Annotated in this window: 10 protein-coding genes; 9 read left to right on the top strand and 1 reads right to left on the bottom strand. The window is 58.4% G+C overall.

All coding sequences use genetic code 11. The features are described 5' to 3' along the window. Window positions 1-14: 14 nt before the first annotated feature. On the top strand, window positions 15-260 hold the full coding sequence (locus BLV81_RS13855; RefSeq protein WP_092357215.1) for a hypothetical protein: 246 nt from the start codon (window positions 15-17) through the stop codon (window positions 258-260). Window positions 261-355: 95 nt separating this feature from the next. Here BLV81_RS13855 and BLV81_RS13850 read toward each other — a convergent pair whose 3' ends face one another. Then, a complete protein-coding gene (locus tag BLV81_RS13850; RefSeq protein WP_092357213.1) occupies window positions 356-1,183 on the bottom strand; it encodes a TorF family putative porin in 828 nt (275 codons plus the stop codon). Window positions 1,184-1,889: 706 nt separating this feature from the next. Here BLV81_RS13850 and BLV81_RS13840 point away from each other — a divergent pair. From BLV81_RS13840 to BLV81_RS13805, 8 genes are all read left to right on the top strand, one after another. Further along, window positions 1,890-3,272: a DUF1329 domain-containing protein gene (locus tag BLV81_RS13840; protein WP_092357209.1), complete on the top strand. Its 1,383-nt coding sequence runs from the start codon at window positions 1,890-1,892 to the stop codon at window positions 3,270-3,272. 114 nt (window positions 3,273-3,386) lie between these two features. Then, window positions 3,387-5,195 (top strand): DUF1302 domain-containing protein, encoded by a 1,809-nt coding sequence (locus tag BLV81_RS13835; protein WP_255365212.1) that lies wholly within the window; start codon window positions 3,387-3,389, stop codon window positions 5,193-5,195. Between the two features lie 95 nt (window positions 5,196-5,290). Then, a complete protein-coding gene (locus BLV81_RS13830; RefSeq protein ID WP_176992838.1) occupies window positions 5,291-7,651 on the top strand; it encodes an efflux RND transporter permease subunit in 2,361 nt (786 codons plus the stop codon). A gap of 10 nt (window positions 7,652-7,661) precedes the next feature. Continuing rightward, entirely contained in the window at window positions 7,662-8,651 is a 990-nt protein-coding gene (locus tag BLV81_RS13825) for a WD40/YVTN/BNR-like repeat-containing protein (protein ID WP_218134278.1), read from the top strand. A 631-nt stretch (window positions 8,652-9,282) separates the two neighbouring features. Further along, window positions 9,283-10,473: a quaternary amine ABC transporter ATP-binding protein gene (locus BLV81_RS13820; RefSeq protein ID WP_092357205.1), complete on the top strand. Its 1,191-nt coding sequence runs from the start codon at window positions 9,283-9,285 to the stop codon at window positions 10,471-10,473. After that, on the top strand, window positions 10,466-11,362 hold the full coding sequence (gene choW / locus BLV81_RS13815; RefSeq protein ID WP_092357203.1) for a choline ABC transporter permease subunit: 897 nt from the start codon (window positions 10,466-10,468) through the stop codon (window positions 11,360-11,362). Before BLV81_RS13820 ends, choW begins: the two co-directional genes overlap by 8 nt. Before the next feature lie 86 nt (window positions 11,363-11,448). Further along, complete coding sequence (locus tag BLV81_RS13810; RefSeq protein ID WP_092357201.1) at window positions 11,449-12,552, top strand: GlxA family transcriptional regulator; 1,104 nt, start codon at window positions 11,449-11,451, stop codon at window positions 12,550-12,552. Between the two features lie 167 nt (window positions 12,553-12,719). Next, on the top strand, window positions 12,720-13,667 hold the full coding sequence (locus BLV81_RS13805) for a choline ABC transporter substrate-binding protein (RefSeq protein ID WP_092357199.1): 948 nt from the start codon (window positions 12,720-12,722) through the stop codon (window positions 13,665-13,667). Window positions 13,668-13,706: the final 39 nt, after the last annotated feature.

Raw genomic sequence — 13,706 nt, 5'->3', positions numbered from 1 at the left:
CGACATGTTGTCAAATGACCGCCGCATCCTCCCAACCTTCACCGTTCGCATTATTGCGCTCCCGGCGGCCGTTGGCCTGGTTGTTGCGAGCCGCCAGGCGCGTAGCCGGATGGTGGCGCCAGCGCCCGGTGCCGCCGCGTCCGCCGGCAACACTGCATCCACGGACTGCACGCGAGCTGAGCGATCATGTATTGCGCGATATCGGTTTTATCGATGTGCGCGGGCCGCGCGATGACGAGCGCAGGGACAGATTTTACTGAATGGCATGAGATGCGGGCGGTAGAGAAAGGGCCGAAGCCAGGCCAACAACGCAGCGGGTGGCGGGATGCTTCGCGTCAGAGGGAGAAGGGCATGGTCAGAATGTCTTGGTAAGAGACAGCACCAGGGTAGCGGCAAGCGGATTGGAGACCTCGGCAACCCCGGCAGAGTTGAGCACGCCTGTGGTGTAACGATCGTAGACGCCGTTTTTCCCCCAGCCTTTGGTGACTGCGCCGGTGACAGTCCAGCCGCCGTCCAATACCTTGGACAAGGCGATTTTTCCATCCTGGAAACTGTAGGCGGAAAAATTCCTCACCCTTTCATTCCCGTAGTGCAGCAGCAAACTGTAGCCGCTGCCCAGGTCGAACGTGCCGTTCAGATCCAGGTAGCCGGAGCCGCGGCTGTGCCGGCCGTTGCCGATACCCAGCGTAGCGCTGTTATAGCCGAAATAATCGGGCGTGTAAGTCAGCCAGTATTTGACGTTAAACCATTTGTAGGTGAGCGAGGCAAGCGCTTCGCCGTAGTTGTATTTGGTTTTTGCAAAAGATACCTCTGCGCCAGGGTAGAGGTAGTAGTAGATCTGCCCCGTGTAGGTAAAATCGCCCGCCGTGCCTGTATAGCCGCCGTACAAATCCCACTCGACCGAACCGCCCTCGATGAAATGATCGCTGACGCTGGACATCCAGGTGCCGGCAAACAAACCGCTTGGATGGGCATAGTCAAAGCCGCCCTGTAGCGCCGGTTTGCCCCAGGTCTGGCGAAAACCGCGCGACACATATTGCGAGGCGATCGTCACATTTGCGGTGAGAGCCGGAGCGGCGGCCCCGATATCCGCACTCTGCGCCAGCGCCGGCAACTGATAAGCGAGCGTGAAGGCTGCAGCACAGCATGTATAAGCGCTAGCTTTACCGAATTTCTGAAGCATGTGGACAATTCCCCCATCTTTTAATGTATTTGCATTTTGATATCAATCGCACATTTTGTCGATGCCGCCGCCGCGATCAAATCCATGCGAGCAATAACCGGGGTTGTCTGGGGTTGTTGCGTCGGACGATATCCGTCCCGGAAATAATGACTGTCCGGCTTGCGTATCGCAGCTACCAGCCATCAGCCTGACGCCGACGACGATGGCACATGCCGGCAGCATTCCGGACGTCGCTTCTCCTCGCTTTTTGTTTGAAACCGGTCCGCTATCCTGACCCGGGACGGAACTGGCCAATTAGCCGGATGCGACTGGAAATAAGGAGAAAACGGCATCGCTGTCGTAGCGCATGCCATATTTCCGGATAAGGCGGATTGAAGCGGCGGTGGCAGACCAGCCGCCGTAGTTGTCGTCGTTGCCACGCTATTGCGGACGTGACGCAGGCAGACAACTGTATGTCGCAATATATCCAAGTTGAGCCGGACTTAGCGTGTAATTTCTAGCCTGTACAGCGGTGTAACGTACCTTCTCAATCCGGCATGAAAACATGGCACCTTTTACGTTGGCTTGATTCGCACAAGGCTGTTTCAGTCCGAGGTTTCAGTCCGAAATATCGGCCTAAAAGACGCAACAGAAACTCAAGATCCTGAATCGGGTCGAGGGATTTTATAAGAAACATCATCTGAAAGTTTGGCGAGGAGCTTGGATCATGAAAGCAAAACAGGTTGTGAGGGCATTGGCGGCGCTGGGTCTGATTGCCGGAAATGCGTGGGCGGTGACAGCGGCGGATGTGACGCGGCTGGGGCAGGATCTGACTGCGGTCGGCGCCGAAAAGGCTGCCAACAAGGATAGTTCGATCCCGGAATTTTCAGGTACGCAAAGTCCGCTGCCGGGTTGGTCGTACGGCAAGCTGCGTGAAGATTACTGGAAGCACAAGGCAGAAAAGCCTCTCTTTGTCATCGATGCGTCCAACGTCGACAAATACGCTGACAAGCTGACCCCGGGTCAGATCCAGATGCTTAAGCAGGTCAAGGGTTACACCATGCCGGTCTACGCCAGCCACCGCGAATGCGGCTTGCCTGATGCCGTCGAGAAGAACACCAAGGACGGCGCGCTGAAAGCGGCTATCGCCAAGGACGGCTGGTCGCTGGAGAATGCCACGATGCCGGGTGTGCCTTTTCCCGTGCCGCAAAAGGGAATTGAAGTGATGTGGAACTGGCTCATGCGTTATCAGGGCGTCGCGGCAGAGTGGCCGGATGGCTATACCGTCGTATCGCCGCGCCCGGGAACCACCAACCCCATCGTCACGCGCTGGAATCAATTGTCCTATTATCCGTGGGCGAAGAAAGGCCAGCATTCGCCGCAGGATGCCAAGGGTTTGCAAAATGGCTTCTATTATCTGTACTCCGAGCCTGCCGCACTTGCCGGCCAGGGCACGGTGCAGCGTTATTACTTCAACAAGGACACGGATACCTACTACTACTTCACCGGACAGCGCCGGGTGCGCCGTCTGCCGAGTTATGCCTACGATGCGCCGCTGATCGGTTACGAGAATCAGTATCCGGCGGACATTTCCTTCGGCTTCTATGGCAACCCGGATCGATTCGACTGGAAGATCGTCGGCAAGAAGGAAGTCTACGTACCGTATAACAACTTTGCGATGCAGCGCTTCAATACCAAGATGGACGACGCGCTGGGGCCGAATTTCGTCAAGCCTGCGCTGCGCCGCTATGAGCTGCATCGCGTGTGGGAGATCGAAGGGACGGTGAAGGCTGGCGTGCGTCACTCTACACCCAAGAAAACCTTGTATGTGGATGAAGACAGCTGGCTGGTTACCGTCGGCGACGATTACGACGCTCAGGGAAAAATCTGGAAGGCCAAGGAAAACTACATCACCTCGCAATCCGAAATCGGCGCCTGCGTGCCGGTGGCTTCGGTCTACAACGATTTGATCAGCGGCCGCTATGTGTTTGATGAAACGATTGTCGGCACCGGCAAGGATTTGAAATTTTATCCGCCAGAGGCGAGCGATCCGCGTTTGACCGATAACTTTTTCACCGGCGAGAACCTGGGAGCGATCAGCGACCGTTGATGCAAATCAGCTGGCGTTGCGGGTAGGGCGCGACGCCGGCCCGGCCGATACTCTTCAAGAAATCGGCCTATCTGATTTTTTACGAATTTGGGGATGGTAGACATGAAAAAATCAATGACTCGATTGGTTGGCGTGACTGTGTGCGGGGCTCTGGCCTACGGACATGCGCGTGCCTATACTTTCGATACCGGAGTTGGCGACATGCAGGCGACGTGGGTCTCGAACATCACGGGCGGGCTCGGGGTCCGCACCAAGAACCCGAGTTGCAGCCTGACAGGGGATCCCAATGCACACGGCTGCGGCAGCGCGGCGAATACCGGCGTGTGGGCCAACGGTGACGACGGTAATCTGAATTACAAAAAAGGGCAGGCGTACACCGGCTACACCAGCTTCACCAGCGAATTGCTGCTGACGATGCCGAAAGAGGGTTACAAGTTCCTGGTGCGCGGCACCGGAATGTACGATTTTGCCGCTGACCGCACGGAGCGCACCCCGCTGGCGTCGGACGTCAAGAGCCAAGCCGTGCAGAGTATTCAACTGCTCGATTTCTGGGGACAGAAGGACTTTAATATCGGCGAGCAGCGCGCTCATGTGCGACTGGGCAACCAGGTAATCAACTGGGGCGAAAGTTACTTCGCCGCGGGCGGGATCAATGCCACCAATTCGGTCGACATCCAGAAATTGCTGATTCCCGGCACCCAGCTCAAACAGGCCCTGCTGCCGGCGCCGATGCTCAGTTTTGCGAGCAGCCTGCCGTCCGGCTTGTCGACCGAGGCTTACTATCAATTCCAATGGAACAGCAACAAATACCCGCCGGTCGGCACTTTCTGGTCGGCGTCCGACGTCTTCGGGCGCGGCGCGGGACCTGCATCATTCAATTCGCAGAACTTCAACGTCGCCGGCGTCGATGCCGGCACCATCGCCGGACCGAATAGCAAGAACAGCCAGTTCCTGAGCGGCGTCAACCAGAATCTGCTCAATGGCGTCTATGCCGGCGCACCGTACAATGCCACCGGCGCCCAGTACAACACGGTACTGCCGGGCAATAAGCCGCAGTTCGGTCTGCGCCTCGGCTATAAGCCGGATGGCGCCGATATCAATTTCGGTTTCTACTACGAGAACTACACCGACAAGGCGCCGGTACTGTCCTATCTGGCTAACGGTTCTTCGCAATGGTCTTATCTGCAGAACCGCAGTCTGCTCGGCGTCAGCACCAATTTTGCATTGGGCGAATGGGCCATCGGTTCCGAGCTGTCGTACCGGCCGCACGATGCCGTGGCGATGTCGGGATGCTACCTGGCGGGAGGACCAGCCGATGCCAATACCAACCTGCTGAGCGGAGCCGACTGCCGGGCCTGGAAGGACATGAAGAAGGTGCAGTTCGACATCAACGCCCAGCTGAACATGACCAAGACCACCCAGCCCCTGCTGAAACTGATCAACGCCGACCTGGCGGTGTTCACGGCGGAACTGACGATGATCAAATATCCCGGCGTCAATGCCAACACCAAGTATGCCAGCACCGTGAACGGACAACAGGTGTATCAGATGGCCGATGCAGCATACGGCACCTGGCTGAACAACAACTCCGGGCTCGGCTACCCGATTGCCGCAGGGCAGGGCAGCTCGACTGCGCTTGGCGCTACGATCGACTTCAACTGGACCTACGACGGCACCTTGATTCCGGGGTGGCAGGTGACGCCCGGCATTACCTTCTATGACGCGGTCAAGGGATACACGCCGACCTTCTCCGCCAACTACGAGGCTGGCGCCAAATCGGTCAACTTCTACCTGCTGTTCAACCAGAATCCGCAGGTGTGGCAGGCGGGGCTCAACTTCACCGCGTTTTTCGGCGGCAATGCAGTGTCTCAGCCATACTCCGACCGCAATTTCATCGGCGCATTCTTGACACGTAATTTTTAACTCTGTGCGCTGGCCTGGATGAATTCGGCAATCCGCTCATCCGGCCAGCGTGTTCAGAAGCGTGAACAATGTTACATAGAGAACGAGGAACGCACGTGTTAAACAGAACGATTCAAAGCCTGGAGCATTGGCTCTTTTCCCGCCGCGCGCTGGTGCTGGGCGTACTTGCCGCGCTCACCGCGGTGATGGCTTTTTTTGCCTTGCAGCTGCGGATGGACGCCGGTTTCGAGAAACAGATTCCGATCGGCCACGAATATGTGCGGACCTTCCAGCAATATCGCGCCGACCTGTTCGGCGCCAACCGGCTGACGGTCGTGGTCAAGGCCAGGAATGGCACGATCTGGACCAAGGAAGGGCTCACGCGGCTCTACAATGTGACGCAGGCGGCAGCTTATCTGCCCAACGTCGACCGGCTCGGCGTGCAGTCCTTGTGGACCCCGAACAGCTTCATCAACGAGATCACCGAGGAAGGATTTCGCTCGCAGCCGATCATCCCGGGTACGGTCACGCCCGACAGCCTGAGCGCGGAGGACATCGCCCGCATCAAGCAGTCGACGGCGGAAGGCGGTTTCGTCGGCTCGCTGGTGTCGCGCGACCAGAGCAGCGCCATGATCACGGCGGAAATCGGCGAGACCGGCGCCGACGGCAAGAAAATCGATTATATCCAGTACAACCAGCTGCTCGAAGAAAAGCTGCGCAAGCCCTATGAGGACGCCGGTTTCGAGATCCAGATCATCGGCTTCGCCAAGCAGATCGGCGACATCGCCGACGGCGCCAAATCGGTGCTGGTATTCTGCGCGATCGCCTTGCTGCTGACCGCGCTCTCGGTGTATTGGTACTGCCACTCGTTGCGCTTCACGGTGCTGCCTATCGCCTGTTCGCTGACCTCGCTGGTGTGGCAATTCGGCACGCTGCGCCTGCTGGGCTTTGGCCTTGACCCGCTCGGAGTGCTGGTGCCGTTCCTGGTGTTCGCCATCGGCGTCTCGCACGGCGTGCAGCAGATCAATTTCATCACCCGCGAACTGGCGCACGGCAAGTCGTCGATGGATGCGGCGCGGCATAGTTTTACCGGGCTGCTGATACCCGGCACGCTGGCGCTGGTGACGGCTTTGGTATCGTTCATCACGCTGCTGCTGATTCCGATCCCGATGATACGCGAACTGGCGATCACCGCCTCGCTCGGGGTCGGCTACAAGATCATCACCAATCTGGTCATGCTGCCGGTCGCCGCGTCCTGTTTCAATTTCACCAAGGCCTATGCCGACAAGGCCATGCTCAAGCGTGAACAACGCGCGCGCTGGCTGCGCACCCTGGCGCGTGTCGCCGAGCCGCGCAACGCGGTGATTACGCTGGTGCTGGTGAGCGGCGTATTCGCCACCGCGGTGTGGCAGAGCCGCGACCGCGTGGTCGGCACTTTGCAGCCCGGAGCGCCGGAGTTGCGGCCGGAAGCGCGCTTTAACCGCGACGCCGAATCCATTGCCAACAGTTTCGACGTCGGCCTGGACTGGTTGTCGGTGGTGATCCAGGCGCCGCCGGAGTCCTGCGAAAGTCCGGCAGTCGGAGTGTTCGACGACAAGCTGGCCTATTCGCTGAAAAATCTGCCGGGCATCGTCTCCATCAGCTCGTATGCAGACAACCTGCGCAGCTACAACCAGGGTTATAACGAAGGTAATCCGAAGATGAACGTGATTCCTATCGATACCGGCAACTATGCCGGCTTGTCGACCGAGATCGGGCGGGTGCGCGGTTACCTGAACAAGGATTGCAGCATGACCGCGGTCCACCTGTACCTGTCGGACCACAAGGCGACCACCATCAACCGCGTCATTCATGCGATCAAGGCGTTCCGCGATACTCACCCGACGCCGGGGATCACGGTCAGGCTTGCCGCGGGCAATGCCGGGGTGCTGGCCGCGATCAACGACGAAGTGGCGAAAAGCGAACTGCCGATGATGCTCTATGTCTACGCTGCGATCATGTTGCTGGTGTTTGTTGTCTACCGGGATTTGCGCGCGGTGCTCGCCTGCTGCCTGCCGCTGACGGTCGGCACCTTCATCGGTTACTGGTTCATGAAAGAGTTTGAGATCGGGCTGACCGTGGCGACCTTGCCGGTGATGGTGCTGGCGGTGGGGATCGGCGTCGATTACGCATTCTATATATACAACCGCCTGCAGGGCCATCTTGCCGCCGGCCAGCCTATCGTCAAGGCGATTGAGCAATCGATTCTCGAAGTCGGCATGGCCACCATTTTCACGGCGATCACGCTGGCCGTCGGGGTTGCCACCTGGAGTTTTTCGGCACTCAAGTTCCAGGCCGACATGGGCAAGTTGCTGGCCTTCATGTTCATTGTGAATCTGGTCATGGCGATGACTGCCTTGCCTGCGTTGGCAGTCGTGCTGGAACGGATTTTTCCACGCCGCAAAGCGGTGCGTGCGCCGGGCGTGTTCAGTCATTAGGAAGCTAAAAATGGAAAAAATCAACGCAAGCTTAAGGCGCAGCGCGATGCTCGGCCTGCTGGCCCTGTGCTGCATCTCGCAGGCGGCCGATCAGGCGCCTGCGCCGAAGCCGCAGTTGCAGATCCTGCCGGCCGAACATTCCAGTGCCGCCGGCAGCACGCAGATCCTGGCGGCGACGCGGGCGGGTAAGCGCATCGTGGCAGTCGGCGACCATGGCGTCGTGCTGCTGTCAGACGACGACGGCAAGAGCTACCGGCAAGCGCGCTCAGTGCCGGTCAGTTCAACCCTGACCGCGGTATCGTTTGTCGACGCCAGCACCGGCTGGGCGGTCGGCCATTGGGGCGCGATCCTGAAAACCGGCGACGGCGGCGAATCATGGCAGCTGCAACGCAGCGACGACAAAGTCGATCAGCCATTGTTTTCACTGTATTTCAAGAATCCGCAAGAAGGCTGGGCGGTCGGTTTGTGGTCGCTGATGCTGCACACCAGCGACGGCGGTGCGACCTGGTCTAGCATACGCCTGCCGCCGCCGCCGGGCGCAAAAAAAGCCGATCGTAATTTATATGCGGTCTTTGCCGACGCCAAAGGCGCCTTGTTCGTCGCTTGCGAGCAAGGCCGGGTAATCCGTTCGGCCGATGGCGGCAACACCTGGAACTATGTCGAAACCGGTTATGCAGGTTCGTTCTGGAGCGGCGTCGCGTTGCAGGACGGGGCATTGCTGGTCGGCGGACTGCGCGGGACGATTTATCGCAGTGCCGACGGCGGCGACAGTTGGCAGGCGTCGAAGACGTCTTTCAAAAGTTCGGTTACGGCCATGCTGCAACAGCCAGACAAGTCCGTGGTAGCGGTCGGTCTCGACGGCGTGACACTGCACAGTGTTGACGACGGCCTCAGCTTCACCGGCAAGCAGCGTACGGATCGGGCCGCGCTGACGGCGGTGGTAGATACACAGGCGGGTGCGGCCATGCTTTTTTCGAGCAACGGGCCGCTTGCCCAATAGCCGCCGGCAGCGCGGCGACAGAGATATGGCGGGAAGCAGCGCTCGTCAGTACGCAAGTTGGTAACATGATATGAGGTGATATTGGGCAATATTGCTTCCGGTATCACATCGTGTTCTGCAAATGCGAGCAGGGCTGCCGTCCGATGCTGGCGGCATGCGATTGCGGCTTCAACAATTTCCTGCATTAGCTCGACCGCCGCGGTTTGTCTTGCGCCGGCTATCGCGTTGCCGGATTTAAATTCCTGGCGACGCCAATTGACTGTATTGCGACATTCCCATGATCTGCCGGGCCTGTCGTGCCTATCCAAACGGGGGAGCCGTCATGGCACGACAAGTGCTTCGTCGTTTTTGACTAAGTGCTTGTCGTAAATCGTCATCCGGTAAAAAACCTTTGTCGCGACTATATGACTAACTTAGGGCAATGATTTCCCGTGAATTTTCCGCGATCGTGCTGCGTCGCATCGTGCCTGCTGCTTGTGTTCTTCGCCATACTGCACATAAACTCTGCAGCGGCGTTTATCAAACAAGCGGGCCATGCCATTTACTTAAGACCCGCACGCTAGCGATATGTTGCAGCACGGAACGACCTGCGTGCTGCGATATCGTCGAATGCTAAATCAGGAGACAGGTGATGAAGTCAGCAAAAGTGGTAGTTGACCGTTTGTACAAGGTCTTCGGCAATAATCCGCAGTTGGCGTTAAGCATGCTCGAAAAAGGGCATTCCAAGGATAGGATATTCGCCGAGACCGGGCAGGTGGTCGGCGTACAGAATGTCTCGTTCGAAGTCCAGGAAGGCGAGATATTCGTGTTGATGGGCCTGTCCGGTTCGGGCAAATCGACATTGATCCGCCTGATCAACCGTCTGGTCGATCCCAGCGCCGGCAATGTCCTGGTCGATGGCCAGAATGTGGCGCAGATGACGAATTCGCAATTGATCAAGCTGCGCCGGCGCGACATGAGCATGGTGTTCCAGTCGTTTGCGCTGATGCCGCACCGTACTGTCCTGTCGAACGCCGCCTTCGGCCTGGAAGTGGCCGGCGTCGCCAAAAAAGAGCGCGAGCGGTGCACCATGACGGTACTCGAACAGGTTGGCCTGGCAGCTTTTGCCAACAAGCTGCCGTGCGAACTTTCCGGCGGCATGCAGCAGCGGGTCGGCCTGGCCAGGGCGTTGTCGGTGAATCCGTCGCTGATGATCATGGATGAAGCCTTCTCGGCGCTCGACCCGCTCAAGCGCAAGGAGATGCAGGACGTGCTGCTGGATTTGCAAAAGGAGCAACGGCGCACCATCATTTTCGTATCGCACGACCTGGAAGAGGCGCTGCGCATCGGCAGCCGGATCGCCATCATGGAAGGCGGCCGCCTGGTGCAGGTCGGCACCGCCCAGGAAATCATCGATCATCCCGCCGAAGAATATGTGCGCGCCTTTTTCGACGGCGTCGACACCAATCGTTACCTTACCGCCGGCGACCTGATGCAAACCGATGCCGTGCCCTTGGTGGCGTCTGTCGGCGAAGTGCACGCCAATGGCGATTTGTACCGCAGCAGCCGCTCCGACTATGCCTTCGTGGTCGATGCCGGGCGCAAGGTGCAAGGCATAGTTGCAACCCGTCGCCATGCCGACGCCAGCGGCAATCTCCAGGTGAACGGCGTCGATCGGGTGGAGGCGGTCCACCACCGCAGCAATCTGGAAGACGTCATGGACAAGCTGATCGGCAGCCGTTGTCCATTGCCGGTGGTGGATGGCGACGGCTGCTATTGCGGCGCAATCAGCCAGTCCATGGTTCTCCAAGCTTTGTCAAAATCGCGAGGTTCGCATGTCTGAACATCTTCCGCTGGGGCGCTGGGTAGACCAGTTCGTCCATTACGTACTCGATAAGCACGGCAACAGCTTCGACAGCTTTGGCAACGCCATCAGCTGGTTTGCCGAAACCATAGAACATGGCTTGCAAGCCCTGCCTTTGTGGCTGCTGATGGGCTTTTTCATCGCCCTCGGCATCTGGCGCGTCGGCTTCAAATTCGCGCTGTTTACCGTGGCGTCATTTTTTGTGATCTACAACACCGGTTTCTGGGACCAGACCATCGTCACCCTGGGGCTGACCATTTCCTCAACCCTGATCAGCCTGGCGCTGGGGATTCCGGTCGGCGTCTGGGCTGCCAAGAGCAAGCGGGTGGCGATGATCGTGCGGCCTATCCTGGATCTGATGCAGACCATGCCTGCCTTCGTCTACCTGATCCCGGCAGCCATGATGTTCGGCCTGGGCCGGGTGCCGGGCATACTTTCTACTGTGATTTTCGCGATGCCGCCGGCGGTGCGTTTGACCGCGCTTGGCATACGCCAGGTCAACAATGAAATCGTCGAGGCCGGACAAGCTTTCGGCTGCACCAGCTGGCAGCTGCTGTACAAGGTGCAGTTTCCGAATGCCTTGCCGTCGATCATGGCCGGCATCAACCAGACCATCATGATGGCGCTGTCGATGGTGATCATCGCCTCCATGGTCGGCGCCGGCGGCCTCGGCAATGACGTGCTGGCCAGCATCCAGCGGCTGGACATCGGCCTCGGTTTCGAGAGCGGCCTGAGCGTGGTGCTGCTGGCGATCATCCTCGACCGCATCACCGAGAGTTTCGGCCGCACGCCGGAAGCCGGCAAGGTGCAGCGCTTTTTCCGGCTGCGCAAGTGGTTTCGCAAGAGTCCTGCGCTGGCGACCGGCTAACAGTGAAATAAAAAGCGCAACAAAAGAGTCAGCAACGTGATCCGCGCGCTGGAGCTCCGGCGCCGGTAGCCATTGATGGAGGCAGTATGTCTTCGCAACAAGCCGCTTCGAAACCAGCGCCGCAGTCAACACCCGTGCTGCCGCAAACTTCCGCATCGGCGCCGGTAGTGCATTTCGGTTTCCTGACTCTGCCGAATTTTTCGATGATCGCGTTCGCCAGCGCGATCGAAGTCTTGCGTATGGCGAACTACATCAGTCGCCAGACTTTGTACCGCTGGTCTGTCATCAGCGCCGACGGATCGCCGGCATTGGCCAGCAACGGTTTGCCGATTACGCCGACACTGACCCTGGAGCAGGCCGGCACGCCCGATATCCTGTTTGTGTGCGGCGGCGTCAAGATCCATGACGCTGTCGATGACAATATGAGCGCCATGCTGACCCAGTTGGCACGACGTAACGTGATGCTGGGCGGTATCTGCACCGGCAGCTATGCCTTGGTCAAAGCCGGTTTGATGAATGGCTACCAATGCGCCATCCACTGGGAAAATATTTCGGCCCTGCGCGAAGAGTTTCCGCGCGTGTTGTTTACCGAGGGTTTGTTTGCGGTGGACCGCGACCGCCTCACCTGTTCCGGCGGTACCGCGCCGATCGACCTGATGCTGAACCTGACCGCCAACCGCTACGGCAAAACGCTGGCGGCGGAAATTTCCGAGCAGTTCATCCTGGAGCGCATACGCGACGGCGCCTATCAGCAGCACATTCCGATTGCAGCCCGGCTCGGATTCAGCCGCAAGGAACTGATCGAAGTGGCCAGGCTGATGGAAACCCATATCGAAGAAACCCTGTCTTTCGAAGAAATCGCGAGGCTGGTCGGCTTGTCGCAACGCCAGCTGCAGCGCATGTTCAAGTATTACCTGGACGTCACGCCTACCCATTATTATTTGCAGCTGCGCTTGCGGCGCGCGCGCGAACTGCTATTGCAGACCACCATGTCGATCATGAGCGTGACAGTGGCTTGCGGTTTCCAGTCGTCCTGTCATTTCAGCAAAGCCTACCGCAACCAGTTCGGTTGTTCTCCCAGCAGCGAACGGCATCTGCGTCATCCTTACCTGGCTGCCGTCGACGAGTTGCCGTCCTTGCCGGGCTTGCCGCTGGCGGCGGATGAGCTGCTTGACGCCGGCAGGCAATAGCATGTCGCAATCGGTCCAGGCGACATGCCGGATGCGATGTAATTTCTTGTTGTACCGGTACGCGTGGTTTGCTACCGCGAACATGGCGTCGGCGGGTAGGCTCTTTTCATTCATCTTATGCCGATGCAAGCATCGGAATTTCGTCTTTGCCACAGGAGAGAAAAGCAATGCGTTCATTTAGCTTATTGGTTGCCGGCGTTGGCATGGCGTGCAGCTTGCTGGCGGCGCCGGTCCAGGCGCAAGAGCCGAAATCGTGCCAGAACGTGCGCTTCGCAGATGTCGGCTGGACCGATATTGCAGCCACCACCGGCCTTGCTTCAGCCGTGTTTGAGGGGCTGGGTTATCGCCCCACCAAAACCATCGCTTCGGTGCCGATAGCCTTTGCCGGAGTGAAAAATAAACAGATCGATCTGTTCCTCGGTTATTGGGCGCCGACCATGGATCCCATCATTGCTCCCTTCGTCAAGGACAATTCGGTCAAGGTATTGAGCACGCCGAATCTGGTCGGCGCCAAATATACGCTGGCAGTGCCGACCTATGTCTACGACGCCGGCCTCAAGACTTTCGCCGACATCGCCAAATATTCAAAAGAACTGGATGGCAAGATTTACGGCATCGAACCTGGCAATGACGGCAATGCCTTGATCCAGGGCATGATCAGCAAGAACCAGTTCAACCTGAAGAATTTCAAGATGGTGGAATCCAGCGAGGCAGGCATGCTGATCGAGCTGGGACGCGCGGTCAAGCAAAAGAGATGGATAGTGATACTGGGCTGGGAACCGCATCCGATGAATGTGCAGCAAAAAATCAGTTATCTGAGCGGAGGCGACGATGTGTTCGGCCCCAATTATGGCGAGGCCAAGGTCTACACCGTGGCGGCAACCGACTATGCGACACGCTGCCCGAACGCCGACAAGCTGGCGACTAACCTGAAATTTTCCACCGATCTGGAGAACCAGCTGATGGGACGCATCATGGATAAATCCGATCCCAAGACTGCAGCGAAAGAGTGGCTGAAAAAGAATCCGGAGATTCTGGACAAGCTGCTGGCCGGAGTCAAGACCTTTGACGGCAAGGACGGCTTGCCGGCAGTCAAGGCTTCACTGGGACTGTGACGCCGTGGCGTTTGTTTCTTGCTTTAATTCCCGCTTTAA

The sequence above is a fragment of the Collimonas sp. OK242 genome, from assembly GCF_900107095.1.
Classification (GTDB): Bacteria; Pseudomonadota; Gammaproteobacteria; order Burkholderiales; family Burkholderiaceae_D; genus Collimonas.
Note: the sequence above shows the minus strand (reverse complement) of the source record. Positions and strands in the feature narration are given on the sequence as shown.